The following is a 15826-nucleotide window of genomic DNA, read 5'->3' as shown; positions in this document are numbered from 1 at the left end:
ATTTGATTATGAAAATAACAACTATATGTTAATGTTATGCTTATTTGTTCACCTTGTACCTTTTATCAGGAGTACCATCTTTTTTCAGGTGCTTGTTTTCTTTATATCTCTTATCAGGAGTGCCGTCTTTTTTCATCTTGGCGGCAGGAGCAGCGGGCTTTGCTGCTTTTGCATCCATTGCTGGTTTTGCAGCTTTTACTTCTGCTGGTTTAGCGGCTTTCACTGCTGTTTTAACAGGAGGATGAGCCTGAGTGCTTGTAGCGGGAGCAGTCTGCTGAGCAGTTGCAAGTCCTAATCCAAGGATCAATGACATTGCAGATAATAGTTTTTTCATAAGAATTAATGTTTGTTTTTTGTTGAATAAAGATATACAAAAAGCAGGCTAGAAAATTGAGATTTTCAAACTTAACTAAAGTTTATTACTGCTTAAAAAAAAATTAAAACACTTCATTTCCAATAGAAAAGCCTGTCTTCAGATGAAAACAGGCTTGCAATAATATATAAATAGACAGGAGGCTAGCGTGTACAGTTGGCTGTCCACGTTTTACCATCCTTTGCGTATAGGATTTTTAACGTATTGTTGTCAATTCTGATATAAGAGGTTGCTGTAGAACCAATCATAACAAGAGTATGATCTCCTTCCTGATTAAACTCTATTCCGTTAAGATCCGGAATGCTGTTTGAGAAAGCGAAATTATACTTGGTGCCGCTGGCGATCTTCGTTACAAAAACACTTCCGTTATCTGTGCTTACATTAGTAGATCCACCGTCTTTATAAGATATACTCCCTTTATATGTTCCTGCAAAGAATTCATTGTTTACCGGGTCATCATCCTTGCTGCACGACGAAAAAGATAATGCTGTAAATACCAGCATCATCATCACTCCTAAGATTTTAATTGCTTTTTTCATAATACTTAATGTTTGGTTAGGCTTGAAATGCCAAACACTATGCCATTAGGTGATAATTGAATTTTTTTAACGGGTTATTAGATAAAATTGTAAAAAATTAAGATTTATTAGCTAAATCATTCATTTTGAATCAGAAAGTCAATCCTGGTTTAATCGGAAGAAAAAAATATCCGTACCTTTGTATATCATAAACGGTTTCGGAAAACTCCCGAAATCGCTTTTGTCGTTTATATCATTACTATTTATGCAATTAAAATCCATCAACGAAAAGTTTCTTCCAGATCTGATGCAGAAAGAGTTCGGGAAAGAAATTTTTACTCAGTTAGAACACAGCCAGCATATTGCTGTGAAAGGAAGTGCGGGATCTTCAGTTTCTGTTTTTGTGGCTGAACTTTTTTTGGTTCAAAAGAAAAATATTCTTTATCTGGTAGATGATAAGGAAGATGCATTGTATGCTAATACAGAAATGGAAGACCTTCTTGGTAAGGATAAGGTGCTGTATTTTCCTGCTACCCATCTTGAACCTTATCAGGTGGAAAAAACACAAAATGCCAATCTGGTTTTAAGAACTGAAGTTTTAAATAAAATCAATTCCGGGAGATCTCCGAAAGTCATTGTAGCCTATGCCGGAGCTTTGTCTGAAAAAGTGCTGAAAAAAGAAGATTTTAAAGCCATTTCTCATCATATAAAAGTAGGAGATCAGCTTGATTTCGATTTTGTAGACGAACTGCTTACTCATTACCATTTTCAGCAGGCTGATTTTGTTTCAGAACCGGGAGAGTTTTCTGTAAGAGGGGGAATTGTAGATGTGTTTTCTTACTCATACGAAAAACCATATAGGATTACATTCTTTGGTAATGAAGTGGAAAGTATTAAAACTTTTGATATCGAAACTCAGCTTTCTGTAGATAAAGTAAAGGATTTTCAATTGGTTTCCAATATGAATTTTTCTGTTACAGGCAGCAGAGTGTCATTGCTGCAGCTATTGCCCAATGAAAGTTTTGTGGTTTCTAAAAATGGAATGATAGGAATGCAGAAGATCAGGACTTTCTATGAAAAGTCTTTGGAAAAATATGATGCATTAAGTAAAGATATTGCTCACAGAACTCCTCAGGAACTTTTTATTTCTGATCAGGAGTTTTTATTTGATTATAAAAAATTCAAAACAGTTGACTTTGGTGGATCAGTGATTGAAGGATTGAAGGAGATTACTGAAGTCAAAATGGAGCAGCTTCCACAGCCGTCTTTTCATAAAAACTTTGAACTGCTGATTGAGGATATCGAAGAAAAGCAACATAGTGGGTTTGATACATGGATCTCCTTTTCAACAGAAAAACAGAAAGAAAGGCTGGAGTCTATCTTTGAAGAACTTGAACACGAACTTCCTTTTAAAAGCTTTAAATCTGAACTGCATGAAGGATTTGTAGATAATGGGCACAAGCTGCTTGTGTATACAGACCACCAGATATTTGACCGTTATCAGAGATATAAAGCCAAAAATACTTTTGCAAAATCAGAACAGCTTACTCTGAAAGACCTGATGTCTTTAAAGATTGGAGACTATATTGCCCATATTGATCATGGAATAGGAAAATTTATGGGGCTGGTAAAAGTGAATAATGATGGTAAGATTCAGGAATGTTTTAAGCTAACTTATAAAAACGGAGACTTATTATATGTAAGTATTCACTCTTTGCATAAGATTTCAAAATACAACGGACCGGATGGAAAAGAAATCGTTTTGAGCAAACTTGGTTCTCCAACCTGGAAATCATTGAAACAAAAAACGAAAGCGAAGGTAAAACAAATTGCTTTTGACCTTATTCAATTATATGCACAGCGAAAAACAGCAAAAGGTTTTGCTTATACACCGGATTCTTATCTTCAGAATGAACTGGAGGCAAGTTTTATCTATGAAGATACTCCGGATCAGGAAAAAGCAACAATAGATGTAAAGAAAGACATGGAAGCTGATACTGTTATGGACAGACTGGTTTGTGGTGATGTAGGTTTCGGTAAAACAGAAGTTGCAATTCGTGCGGCATTTAAGGCAGCAACAGACGGTAAACAGGTTGCGATTTTGGTTCCTACAACCATTCTTGCTTTTCAGCATTACAGAAGTTTTAAAGAAAGACTTAAGGATTTTCCTGTAAATGTTGACTATGTAAACCGATTCAGAACGGCGAAACAAAAATCAGAAACCTTAGATGCTTTAAAGAATGGAAAAGTGGATATTATCATCGGAACACATCAGTTGGTAGGTGGTTCCGTGAAGTTTAAAGATCTGGGTCTGCTGATTATTGATGAGGAGCATAAGTTTGGAGTTTCCGTAAAGGATAAATTGAAAACACTTAAAAATAATGTTGATACGCTTACGCTGACAGCTACTCCTATTCCGAGAACTTTACAGTTCTCATTAATGGCCGCAAGGGATTTATCCGTTATCAAAACACCACCGCCTAACAGGCAGCCTGTAGATACACAGTTAATTGGATTCAATGAAGAGATTCTTCGTGATGCCGTTTCTTATGAGCTTCAGAGAGATGGACAGGTTTATTTCATTAATAACAGGATTGAAAATCTGAAAGATATTGCCGGACTTATTCAGAGACTGGTTCCGGATGCAAGAGTGATTACAGGACATGGACAGATGGAAGGAAAGCAGCTTGAAAAGAATGTGCTTGATTTTATGGAAGGAAAATATGACGTCCTTGTTTCTACAACCATTGTAGAAAGTGGTGTGGATGTCCCGAATGCCAATACTATTTTCATCAATGATGCACAAAGATTTGGTATGGCAGATCTCCATCAGATGAGAGGAAGGGTAGGACGTAGCAACAGAAAGGCGTTTTGTTACCTGATTACCCCTCCTTATGATATGATGACTTCGGATGCCAGAAAGCGTCTGGAAGCCATTGAACAGTTTTCTGATCTTGGAAGCGGTTTCCAGATTGCAATGAAAGACCTTGAAATCCGTGGTGCCGGTGACCTTTTGGGTGCTGAGCAAAGTGGGTTTATCAATGAAATGGGGTTTGAAACGTATCAGAAACTTATGCAGGAAGCACTGGAAGAACTGAAAGATGATGCTGACTTTGAAAGTCTGTTTGAAAACGAGGAAGACAGACAAAAGCTTTTCAAATCTGTAAAAGATGTCAATATCGATACTGACCTTGAGCTGATGCTGCCTGATTTCTATATCTCCAATACCGAAGAAAGATTAATGCTATACCAGAAAATTGCAGAAATTAATAATGAAGTAGATCTTCATCAGTTTGAACTTGAGCTGATTGACCGTTTTGGAGCATTGCCGAAAGAAGCAGTCAATCTGTTGAAAAGCGTTTCTCTGAAATGGCTTGCTGCTGATATAGGTTTTGAGAAGATTGTTATGAAAAACGGAGTGTTCTTAGGGTACTTCCCGGGGAATCCTCAGGATAAATTCTACCAGACGGATAGATTCAGACATATTATTAATTATCTAACCCGAAATCCTGCCGAAGCCCAGCTTAAAGAAAAGTCCGGAAAAGAAGGTAATCAGCTGATGATGAGGAAGGAAAGGATAAAAAATGTAGATGAGGTCAATACATTACTGAAAGCTATTATTGAACATAATTAAATTATAGGTTTTGTTTTTTGTAAACAAATCTGTAAAAGGAGTAGAAAGCGTATAAAAATCTTAGATTTTTATACGCTTTTTTGTGATTGTTATCATGTTTTTGTTGAGTAATATTCCTTGAGAAGGGAATTAAGGCCTTTGTAAGGGGTTTAAAATCACTTTTTAATGATTAAAAATATTCTGTGGATTCCCGTACAGTAAGGGTTTGAGACGTTAATGGATTTTTTTTAAATGTAAAAAGTGGAGTTATGTAGAAATAATTCTACTTTTATGTGTGATTAATTCTATGTTGTAATGTGTTTATTTCTATAGGTTTATGGATGTATAACTGGAATTTTTAGGACTTCATTGTGTACCTTTGCAGTCCTTATTATGAAAAAAATTATATATTGCTGCGTGGCTGGACTTCTTTCATTCTATGCCAATGCACAGGTGGGAATAGGTACTACGAAACCTAAATCTGTTCTTGATGTGAATGGAAAAACCACCTTAAGAAAAGAACTTAGAGTAGGCGGGACTTCAACTCAGGCTGGAAATGCCGGGTTAAACGGCCAGGTTTTGGTTTCTCAGGGGGAGGGTTTGCCTCCCGTGTGGAAGTCTTTGAACATTTCCTTTATGGAAGAGGGACAGTATAAGTTGATCAACTCTTATCTGTCGTCAGATCAAGCTGGTATTATATCACTTACCAATGGTACTGCTGGTGATGGTATTTACAAAAACAGTGTTGGAGATAATATTACTGATGCAACCAAAGGAGTCTGGAAAAAGATTGATGGTCTTAAAAATACCTTTACCATCAAAAATGGTAAAAACAGACTTACCTATCAATTTCAGACAGGAGTTGAAATAAAAGCACCTACGTCTACTACGATAGAAAGTGTGAGATTTACCTGCGGTGTTTTCAGAAATGGAACGCTGGTAGCTGTACGCCCGGATAGAATTGCTTCCAACAACAACAGCGGAAAAAATGGTCTTCAAGACTATATCTTTACCCTTAATTATACCGAACAGAACGTTCCCGTTGGAGCACATACGATTGAGATTGCATGCAGAAAGATTGATACTTCAAATTCTACATCACAATTTGCTATCGGACGTGATGTACAGGCTTCAAACGGAGCTTCCAGTGCATTTACTTTGGAATCTACAATGAAAATGGACGTTATTGAATACGTGAGCTATAAAACAAACTAATGATGAAAAAACTATTATCAACACTGTTTCTGACCATTGGGCTTTTGGTTTCAGCTCAGGTAGGAATAAAAACAGAGGCTCCAAAAGCAAATCTTGATGTGAACGGAGATCTTAACTTCAGAAATAAAATTGCGGTCCTTAACGCTACAGATAACTCAATTTCTCAAGGAAATAACGACCAATTACTGGTTTCCCAGGGAGAAGGCTATGCCCCGATCTGGAAATCACTTCGTATTCCTGAATATGAGCCTAATAAATTTTATCTGATCTACAACAACTCTTTTTCAGATAAAGTAGGGATTTCATTTACTTCTTCTGATGATTCCTCAGTAAGTTTAGCCTCAAGAGGAGGAACTTTTACCAAAGGAAAAGAAATCAGCAGTCTTACTAATTTTAAAAAAATAAATAATCTTTCGCAGGTGATCAGTGTATTCAGTACTCAGAGCAAGGCTTATTTTCAATTTGAAACTGTTGTACAGGCAGACTTCGGAGCAGTAGGGTCTACAGATACTTCAATAGATTATGCCTGTGGTATTTTTGTAGACAACAAACTGGTGAATCTGAGACAGAGAAACTTAAAAGCAATCAGTACTTCATATCCTTTTCTTACCCATACTCAGATTGGTATTGTAGATAATCTTGCGAAAGGAGATCACACCGTAGATGTGGCCTGTACAAGATTGGGTTCTTATGGAGCAGCCAGCAATACCCTTACGATAGGTACTAATGTATATAGTAATATTAATGGCTTTATTTCACAGTCATCTCTTAAAGTAGATGTGTATGAAGTTCCAGAAGTGTTTAACACTATTATAAACTAAAGCGGATTATGAAAAAAATATTATTTGTAGCATCACTTCTGTTAGCTGTTGCAACTACTGCCCAAGTGGGTATTAACACTCCTAATCCGACTAATATGCTGGATATAAACGGAGACCTGAATGTTAGAAAAGAATTAAGAACAGGAGGTACAGATGTACTGAGAGGATCTGCCGGAACAGCAGGTGATATATTTCACAATAACGCAGAACTGATTACAAATGACTGGAAGGCGATAAAAATTGCAGATGGGCAGGGAAGTATGTCTGTTTTTTCAATTAATACCGTTGCTGATAAAACAGGAGTTACTTTTGTTGCACCAAACGGAGCTACTACTCCTTATAACGATGGTGATGCTTTAGCAGGGAACTGGACTGTGCTTCCCGGAGCAGTGGATACATTTTCTGTAACCAATATGGTGAATAAAGCTACATTTTCTTTTCAGACTACGGTTCAAAAAACAGGAACAAGTTCTGCGAGTTTTGCCTGCGGTATTTTTATAGATGACAAACTTAGAGCGGTAAGAACAGATGTTTTATTAGGAGATAGTGGTGCATACAAGATTTTTAATCTTAATGCTACTCTTGCGAATCTGACTCCTAAAAACCAGTATAGCGTTAAAGTGGCCTGCATTAAAAGAGCGATCTCAGGAACAAATCTTGGAATAGGAAAAGCTGTGGATGCTACTTATCTTAATAGTGATATGTCACAATCTGTTTTGACAACATCTATACTGCAGCCTTATTAATTTTTATGATAATACAATAATTAGAAATCTAAAAACGTTATGTTTTTAGATTTTTTTTGTTTATTAACTCTATTTCTTGTGAATTTGTCCATATAAATTGAAGTGTATTATCGAAAATTGAATTATATTTGGGCAAGCTAAAAAAATTCTATATGGTAAAAAACTATTTTTTTAAAATATTTGCCGGTATTGCTTTTCTTGGGCTTCTGACAACATGTACTACTACTTCAGATCCCACAGAATCTATCCCGAACCCTGATGATGGACCGCCACCTAAAAAGGTTTTAGCAAAGGTTAGTGCCAATAATATTTCTCAGGAAGAATATGTTACAGCAGCAGTGACCGGAGATCTACAGACTGCAGTCTCTAAAGATGAATCTGCTTCAGGTGCTTTTTATACAGGAACGATAACGTATACCAATAAAAATATTACTAAAATTAAATATGTAAGTTCAGCCGCATCAAGTCTTGCTTATGAATTTAATATTGTTCCTGATGCTACAGGTAAAAAGATTTACAATGCCACTTCTACTACAACGGGTGCCACTCCAGCAGCCTCTGTTATAAGTGACTATACTTTTACTTATAATCCAACTACCAATAAACTTACTAAGATTCTTGAGAAGAGAAAAGAAGGCGGAATCAGTGCTTATAACAAGTTTATAGACTATAAATTTACGTATAACGGAGAAAATGTTATTCAGGTACTTTGTTCCAAAGGTTTATTGGATATCAATGGAAACCCTAATATGGGGACAGCGGTAGTAAGCAAGTACAACTTTCAAAACTATGACGCTCAGAAAAGCCCTTACTCTACACTTCCAACGGTGTATTTCATCACACGAAGTCTGATAAACCCGGCACAATTCTATAAGACTTCTCCGAATAATCCTACTTCAATGTTCATAGAACTGCCGTCACCGACTGCTCCTGTTAATACAGCTCAGAGTTATTCTTATGATAATCAGGGGTATGTGGTGATTGAGAAAAATCAGAATGTTACTTTTACTTATAAAAATTTATAAGAGAAAGATAATTATTAATCTTACCAGAATATAACATAATCATATAATTTTTAGGTAAAAAAAAATTATATTTGTCAAAAAAAATAATCAATTACAAGGAAATGAAGCAAATTTTCTATTTTATTTTACTAATCGCAGGATTCTCCTCAATACATTCCTGCAAGGACATGCTGGATGAGGATGGAAATCCATTGTTAGATCTTAACAATACAGGAGGATTAAGCGGCCCCAGAGCATTATACAGAGAAATTACAGATAAAGATACTATCGCAGAATATCAGTATAGCGGACTTCTTGTGACCAAAGTAATCACAGACAGTGCCTCAATTACTAATATTATGTATAGTGGAGATAAAATCAGCCAGATTAATTTCAACGGCTTTTTGGATCTTGACGGAAACGGAAAACTGGATAAAGACAGTGTATCATACACTCAATTATTCACTTACGGAAACAATAGCAAGCTACAATTGATTTCTGAAAACCGTGCTATCTTCAGAAGACCTCCGCCAGTACCACCGGCAACTACTCCAGGTCCGCAGACATTACTGAAAAAAGAGAAAAGCCTTTATACTATTAAATACAGTACCTCTACAGGAAAACTGGATTCTATCATCATGAAGAATGGTCCGGATGTAGCAGGAGTGCCACTTGCTTTCACAGATTACTCTAAGACAGCTTACACATATGTAGGAGACAATGTATCTAAAGTGGTAAGAAACTATGGAACAATGACTGGAGGTGCATTCGGTGCTGTTACAGGAAAGTACAGCTATGAATACTACGCTTATGACGATCAGGTGAGCCCGTTCACTTTATTGCCACATGTATACAAGATTTCAAGACTATTATCTACAGTAATTAATGATAAAGAAAGTCTTATTTTATCTCCAAACAATCCTAAGAGATGGTCGGTGACAGATCTTTCGCCACCTATTCCAACTCCGATTGTAAAGAGTACTAATTACGTTTATGATCCTCAGACTTATATGACGAAAGGATATGGCGTTAATTACATCTACAAACCACAATAGAAGACTTTTTTAACAATATTCAAACTCAATCTTTCCTAAGATTGAGTTTTTTATTTTTTATCCCTTAATTTTGCAAAAAATTTCTGATGAAATATTTAATCGTCGGGCTTGGTAATAAAGGCTCAGAATATGAAAATACACGACATAATATAGGCTTTAAAGTAGCTGAAAAAATAGCGGAAACTCTTGAAGTACCATTCAATACCTCCAACTTTGGCTGGCTGGCAGAAGGAAAACATAAAGGCAGAAAAGTTTTTATCCTTAAACCTGATACTTATATGAATCTTTCCGGAAATGCTGTGAAATACTGGATGCAGAAAGAAAATATTCCTTTGGAGAATGTACTGATCGTTACAGATGATCTGGCTTTACCTTTCGGAACTTTAAGATTGAAAGGAAAAGGGTCTGATGCGGGCCATAATGGGCTTAAAAATATTAATGAAGTACTGCAGACTCAAAACTATGCAAGGCTGCGTTTCGGAATCTCTGCTGATTTTTCTGCAGGGCGGCAGGTAGATTATGTATTAGGAACCTGGAATGAAGAAGAATCAGAAAAGCTTACAGAAAGAATTGAAACTTTTTCTAAGGCGAGCCTTTCTTTCGTTTTTGCAGGTTTGAACAATACAATGTCTGCCTTTAATGGAAAATAGAAAACAGATAGCAGATTCCAGGTAACAGGAGAGTCTCACTTTTATTTGCCCGCATCTAAATCATGATAAAAAATAAATGCCATCGAATTTCGATGGCATTTTCTGTAAATTATAATTGAAATTTAATGAGTGTATCTTTTATAACCAACTTACTGCACCTGTTTCAACATCGTAATTGGCCCCAACAATTTTAATTTTACCTTCTGCTTCAAGGTTTTTAAGTGTTGAACTTTGTTTACGGATATCATCAATTGCATTTTTTACATTTTGCTGATTAAGCCTTTCCAGAAGCGAGCTGTTTTTTGATGAGCGCTCCTCATTCTCTTCGATAATATCATCGATGATAGGGTTGAAATGATTGATCAGGTGGTTAAGATTATCCATTCCCAATCCTTCAATTTGTGCTGCGTCAAGACCTCCTTTCAAGGCTCCGCATTTCGTGTGTCCTAAAACTACAATAAGTTTAGAACCTGCAACGTTACAGCCAAATTCCATAGATCCAAGAATGTCCTGATTAACAAAATTACCGGCAATTCTGATACTGAAAACGTCTCCTAATCCTTGGTCAAAGATAAGCTCTGCAGAAGTACGGCTGTCTATACAGCTTAAAACTACAGCGAACGGCCACTGCCCTTCACGGGTAGCATTCACCTGTTCAAGAAGGTCTCTGTTTGCCTTAAGGTTGTTTACAAATCTTTGATTTCCTTCTTTTAAGAACTCTAATGCTTTCTCTGGAGTGATTGTAGACTGGGTTTCGTATGTATGTGCTTTCATGTTATGTATTATTATCAAATTTAAAGTTAAAAAAATTAATTATAAATGGAGATTACATGGCTCTTTTGTGAGTAACCAGAATATGGGAGTCCTCACTTCTTTCGTAATCTCTGTATGAAGTTTTAAAGCCTAGAAGTTCGACGTTGATGTCCTGTTCCTTTGCGCGGATATTGGCAAAATCCTGAATCATTTCCAGTACATCTGTTGCAATGTAAGAAGTACTTCTGGCATCAATGATGACTGTAGAACTTGGTTTTATATTTTTAAGTGTTTTTTTGATAGCTGCCTTATTTAAAAATGAAACTTCTTCAGCCAGTTTTATGTTAATTCCATCCGCATCATCCAGCCTTTCTCTGCTTAAATAATAAGCTCTTTTCATATTTCCCTGAAGAATATAGAAAACAGAGATGGTAAGACCAATTCCTACTCCTTTTAATAAATCTGTTGCTACAACAGCTACAACCGTTGCTACAAAAGGAATAAACTGGAATTTTCCTAAATGCCAGAAATGCTTGAATGTAGCTGGTTTTGCCAATTTATATCCTACTAAAATTAATACCGCAGCCAAAGTAGCTAATGGAATTAAATTTAAAATAACAGGAATAGAAAGTACACAGATCAATAAAAAGATCCCGTGAATAATAGCTGAAACTTTAGAAGTTGCTCCTGCATTAGCATTGGCAGAACTTCTTACCACAACAGACGTCATTGGGAGACCGCCAATAAATGAGCTGATAAGGTTCCCGATTCCCTGAGCTTTAAGCTCAAGATTGGTATCCGTAATTCTTCTCTGTCTGTCTAATCGGTCTGACGCCTCAATACAAAGTAACGTTTCAATAGAGGCTACAATAGCAATAGTAGCACCTACGATCCATACTTTAGGATTGGTAAAACCATTAAAATCAGGAGTGGTAATCAGGTTCTTGAAATCATCAAAAGACTGCGGAACAGGTAAAGAAACCAAATGCTGGGTTTCAATAGCCAGAGAACTCCCGGACATTTTAAAGAGCTGATTCAACAGAATACTTACAATTACTGCAACCAAAGCTCCCGGAAGCATTTTCAGTCTCTTCAGAACGTGGATTTTATCCCATGCGATAAGAATAGCTACAGAAACCAAAGTGATAACGATAGCTCCCGGATGGATCGCTCCAAATAATTCTGTAAAATATCCGAAGTTTAAGCCATTATCAAAGATAGATTCATGACCTTCATAATCTTTATCAAATCCTAAAGCATGCGGAATCTGTTTTAAAATAATAATGATTCCTATAGCGGCAAGCATTCCTTCAATCACGTTATTCGGGAAATAGTTGGAAATACTCCCGGCTCTTACAAATCCTAAAATCAATTGAATAAGTCCCGCAATAATTCCTGCACAAAGGAAAAGCTCAAATGCGCCAAGATCTGTTATAGCTGTTAAAACAATTGCCGTTAAACCCGCTGCAGGCCCGGAAACTGAAATATTAGAATTACTGATTGTTCCTACTACCAGGCCGCCTACAATACCGGAAATAATACCGGATAATGGGGGAGCACCTGATGCTAAAGCAATTCCTAAACACAACGGAAGTGCTACTAAAAATACCACGAGTCCTGAAGGAAAATTCTCCTTGATTCCTCCTATTAATGATGTCTTTTTCATAATGTGAAGCTGTAAAGTATAACCTCCTTATTTGTTTTTAAATAAGTCAATTATAAAAGTTGAGAAAAAATAATTTTTAAAGTACATGGGTATCCGATATCAAAAAATGATATGGAAATAGTATCAAAAAAATCTAACTATAGGAGTTACGCTTCCGGAGGGGGAGAAAATATAGTAAGTAAGGGTGAAAGATGAAAAGAATCATCTATCAGCACAAAAGACATGCCCTGAGTATCAGGTTCAGAAAACTTCAGATAGTCGAAAACATCTAAAGGTTTCGGAATCGTCTTTTCGTAAACAATAAATGAAGACGGGTGAGAATGTGGTTCTTCTTCGTTGATTATGATATTCGTTCTTGCAATATCCCAGCCCGCTACCGCAGCAATGCCTGGCAGCGCTGTAAAATTCAGAAAAAACGTTAATACAATAATACTCCAGAATTTCATTTTACATTCTTTTTAGAAAAACTACTTCGTCTTTCTGCTCATTACCCAATCTGAACTTGTAAGGTTGTAGATCTTTTGGATGTCTTTTAAAATTTTCTCAAAATCAATTTCCAAATCTATGATCTTACCTGTTCTAAGGTCAAATACCCAGCCGTGCACAATAGGTTGTTCTTCTAAAATATACCTTTCCTGTACGCAGGCCATTTTGATCACGTTGATGCACTGCTCCTGAACATTAAGTTCTACAAGTCTGTCATAACGCTTGTTTTCGTCTTCAATAGAATCCAGCTCTACCTGATGTAATCTGTAAACATCACGGATGTTTCTCAGCCAGGGATTCAATAATCCCAGATCCTGAGGAGTCATCGCTGCTTTTACACCACCACAGTTGTAATGTCCACATACAATAATGTGTTTTACTTTCAGATGTTCTACAGCATATTGAATAACTGCTGTGGAACTCATATCTAAAGTATTGACAACATTAGCAATGTTTCTGTGAACAAATACCTCACCTGGTTTTGCTCCCATCAATTCTTCTGCAGTAGCTCTACTATCTGAACATCCTATGTAAAGGAATTCCGGATGTTGAGTTTTTGCAAGTTCCTGAAAGAAGCTGGGATTTTCAGCTACTTTGGATTCTACCCATTTTTTGTTGTTTTCAAAAATAACCTCATACGATTGTGACATAATTTTAAATTTTTAAAAGTTTATAATTATTTATTTCGTTTAAATTATTTCCAAAATCAATAGACTAAATCAATAATTGTGCAAAAATATACTTTTTGTTAAAAAGTCAATCACTTTTAACAAAGTTTAATATTAAAATATGCTTAAAATCATATCTAATATTCCGATATACTTTGCTTTACGGCCATTAGGCTCTATAAGGGTAATCCAAACGTTTAAAAAACATGATAAAATTACGAAGTATAAATTAAAATTTGAGATTTGTGAATTAAAATATTCTTAATTATTTATCTGTATTTTTAATCTGCCTGAGAAGAGTTGTTAAAAAACGGTCACATTGTGCAAAAAATGAATAATTTAAAGGTCTGATAAATCTATTCACTGAATGTCTGATTCTGGATTACAATCTTTACCATCAATATTTTATCTGGCAGGAGTTTTTGCTGCTTGTTTCTCTTCTCTTCTGATTATAGGAAAGCGTAAAAAAATAATGGCAGATTATGTATTGGGTGCATGGTTTCTGATTATAGGGCTACATCTCATATTATTTATTCTGTTTTTTTCTGGTAACTATTTGAAATTTCCTTATTTCCTGGGATATGAAGTTATTTTTCCTTTTATTCACGGGCCAATGCTGTATTTGTATGTTCTGTGTGTTACAGGAAAAAATCCAGGTGTAAAGATATGGCTGCTGCATGGTATTCCTGTTCTGATGATCTGCCTGCTACTATCCCAGCTTTTGATGTTGTCTCCATGGGATAGACTTGCTGCTTATCAGAGCGGAAATAACAGGTATAAGTTATTGAGCAGGATCCTCAAATATCTTATGATCTTATCAGGAATAATATATGTTTCTTTAAGCCTTCTTGCTGTCAGAAGATATACAAAAGGTATATCCAACCAATATTCCAATACTGAGAAAATCAATCTGAACTGGCTGTATTATCTTATTGCAGGGATAGCTCTGATATGGATAGCCGTGATTATAAGAAATGATATTCTTATTTTTTCCTTAGTTGTTCTCTTTATTGTAGTGGCGGCTTACTTTGGAATCAGTCGTGTAGGGATTTTAGATATACCGGTTATTACTAATATACCGGATGAAAAAGAGACTGATAATGAAGTTGTTAAATATCAGAAAAATTCTCCTGGAGATGAGGTTATACAATCTATTTATAAAAAACTTGTGCATAAAATGGTACAGGAAAAGCTATACAAAGACCCGGAACTTAATCTGAACGCTGTTGCCAGACTATTAGATGTTCATCCCAATCTTTTGTCTCAGGTTATTAATTCTATGGAGCATAAAAACTTTTATGATTATATCAACAGACAGCGTATTGAAGAATTTAAGCGTACTGTTGTGCTTCCGGTAAACCAAAAATACACGATTCTTTCATTAGCTTTTGATTGTGGGTTCAATTCCAAAACTTCTTTTAATAGAAATTTTAAAAATTATATGAATTGTTCACCAACGGAGTTTTTAAAAAGCCAAAGTATCCATATGGAATAACTTATTGCTAATATTTTGATGGTTTCGTGTCAAGTGGATCATTATGAGTATTTTATAAATAGGTTCCACCTTTCATTTTGGAACATTCGAAGCTTTGATAATCCTCATTTTTACAAAAAAATTTAATCAGATCTCTATGAAAAAATTACTGTTTGTAATCATGTGTGTGCTGGCATTACTAATTGGAGCTTATCCTCTTATTTATGCTTTTGTGGAACACAAACATACCTTTTTAGGTTCCAAATCTCCTGAAGTACTTTATAATATTATCTGGAAAACAGCTTTTTTTGCCCATATTATTTTCGGGGGGGTGGCTCTTTTTATAGGTTGGCGTCAGTTTGGTAGCTCATTCAGGAATAAATATATCAGGATTCATAGAAAAATCGGAAGTATCTACGTGATTTCAGTGGTTATAAGTTCTGTATCCGCTGTTTATATGGGTTTTTATGCTAATGGCGGACTGATTTCTGCAATGGGCTTTATTAGTTTGGGATGTATCTGGCTGATGACAACTCTTGCTGCGGTTGGGCAGATAAGAAAAGGGAATGTTGTAATGCATCAACAGTTCATGATTTACAGTTACGCCTGTACTTTTGCTGCGGTGACACTGAGATTTTGGTATCCTTTGCTGACAAATATAATCGGTGATCCTGACAATTCTTATATTGCCGTTGCATGGTTGTGCTGGGTCCCTAATCTATTGACTGCTTATTGTATCAATAAAAGAATAGCTGTAAGATAATTCTTCTTTCACAAGAGGGAA

15 protein-coding genes are annotated in these 15826 nt (G+C 35.8%); 9 read left to right on the top strand and 6 right to left on the bottom strand.

Annotation, left to right across the window (positions count from 1 at the left end; all coding sequences use genetic code 11):
• Positions 1-40: 40 nt before the first annotated feature.
• On the bottom strand, positions 41-334 hold the full coding sequence (locus OL225_RS15255) for a hypothetical protein (protein ID WP_047376449.1): 294 nt from the start codon (positions 332-334) through the stop codon (positions 41-43).
• A 182-nt stretch (positions 335-516) separates the two neighbouring features.
• The gene (locus OL225_RS15250; RefSeq protein ID WP_047376451.1) at positions 517-912 is read right to left on the bottom strand and encodes a hypothetical protein; all 396 of its coding nucleotides are present in this window, start codon (positions 910-912) and stop codon (positions 517-519) included.
• Between the two features lie 244 nt (positions 913-1156).
• On the opposite strand from OL225_RS15250, the gene mfd reads away from it, so the two are divergent.
• The 7 genes from mfd to pth all read left to right on the top strand — a co-directional run bounded on the left by mfd (position 1157) and on the right by pth (position 9995).
• A complete protein-coding gene (mfd, locus tag OL225_RS15245) occupies positions 1157-4525 on the top strand; it encodes a transcription-repair coupling factor (protein ID WP_264518820.1) in 3369 nt (1122 codons plus the stop codon).
• A gap of 372 nt (positions 4526-4897) precedes the next feature.
• Complete coding sequence (locus tag OL225_RS15240) at positions 4898-5719, top strand: hypothetical protein (protein ID WP_047376455.1); 822 nt, start codon at positions 4898-4900, stop codon at positions 5717-5719.
• 2 nt (positions 5720-5721) lie between these two features.
• Positions 5722-6540 carry a hypothetical protein gene (locus OL225_RS15235; RefSeq protein ID WP_264518819.1) on the top strand — a complete coding sequence of 273 codons (819 nt, stop codon included), beginning with the start codon at positions 5722-5724 and terminating at the stop codon, positions 6538-6540.
• Between the two features lie 8 nt (positions 6541-6548).
• A complete protein-coding gene (locus tag OL225_RS15230) occupies positions 6549-7286 on the top strand; it encodes a hypothetical protein (RefSeq protein ID WP_264518818.1) in 738 nt (245 codons plus the stop codon).
• Positions 7287-7438: 152 nt separating this feature from the next.
• Positions 7439-8311 (top strand): hypothetical protein, encoded by an 873-nt coding sequence (locus OL225_RS15225; protein WP_264518817.1) that lies wholly within the window; start codon positions 7439-7441, stop codon positions 8309-8311.
• Positions 8312-8412: 101 nt separating this feature from the next.
• The gene (locus OL225_RS15220; protein ID WP_264518816.1) at positions 8413-9345 is read left to right on the top strand and encodes a hypothetical protein; all 933 of its coding nucleotides are present in this window, start codon (positions 8413-8415) and stop codon (positions 9343-9345) included.
• 86 nt (positions 9346-9431) lie between these two features.
• A complete protein-coding gene (gene pth / locus OL225_RS15215) occupies positions 9432-9995 on the top strand; it encodes an aminoacyl-tRNA hydrolase (RefSeq protein ID WP_047376464.1) in 564 nt (187 codons plus the stop codon).
• Positions 9996-10133: 138 nt separating this feature from the next.
• On the opposite strand, the gene OL225_RS15210 is transcribed toward pth, so the two are convergent.
• The 4 genes from OL225_RS15210 to OL225_RS15195 all read right to left on the bottom strand — a co-directional run bounded on the left by OL225_RS15210 (position 10134) and on the right by OL225_RS15195 (position 13550).
• A complete protein-coding gene (locus OL225_RS15210) occupies positions 10134-10769 on the bottom strand; it encodes a carbonic anhydrase (protein WP_047376466.1) in 636 nt (211 codons plus the stop codon).
• Between the two features lie 52 nt (positions 10770-10821).
• Positions 10822-12414 (bottom strand): SulP family inorganic anion transporter, encoded by a 1593-nt coding sequence (locus tag OL225_RS15205; protein ID WP_264518815.1) that lies wholly within the window; start codon positions 12412-12414, stop codon positions 10822-10824.
• A gap of 146 nt (positions 12415-12560) precedes the next feature.
• Positions 12561-12860: a hypothetical protein gene (locus OL225_RS15200; RefSeq protein ID WP_047376470.1), complete on the bottom strand. Its 300-nt coding sequence runs from the start codon at positions 12858-12860 to the stop codon at positions 12561-12563.
• Between the two features lie 21 nt (positions 12861-12881).
• On the bottom strand, positions 12882-13550 hold the full coding sequence (locus tag OL225_RS15195; RefSeq protein WP_047376472.1) for a carbonic anhydrase: 669 nt from the start codon (positions 13548-13550) through the stop codon (positions 12882-12884).
• A 385-nt stretch (positions 13551-13935) separates the two neighbouring features.
• On the opposite strand from OL225_RS15195, the gene OL225_RS15190 reads away from it, so the two are divergent.
• Together OL225_RS15190 and OL225_RS15185 are read left to right on the top strand one after the other, a co-directional pair.
• Positions 13936-15063, top strand: a complete 1128-nt coding sequence (locus OL225_RS15190) for a helix-turn-helix domain-containing protein (RefSeq protein ID WP_264518814.1) — start codon at positions 13936-13938, stop codon at positions 15061-15063.
• Positions 15064-15199: 136 nt separating this feature from the next.
• Complete coding sequence (locus tag OL225_RS15185) at positions 15200-15805, top strand: DUF2306 domain-containing protein (protein ID WP_264518813.1); 606 nt, start codon at positions 15200-15202, stop codon at positions 15803-15805.
• The last annotated feature ends 21 nt before the right edge of the window (positions 15806-15826 follow it).

The sequence above is a fragment of the Chryseobacterium viscerum genome (genome assembly GCF_025949665.1).
GTDB classification, from domain to species: domain Bacteria; phylum Bacteroidota; class Bacteroidia; order Flavobacteriales; family Weeksellaceae; genus Chryseobacterium; species Chryseobacterium viscerum_A.
Note: the sequence above shows the minus strand (reverse complement) of the source record. Positions and strands in the feature narration are given on the sequence as shown.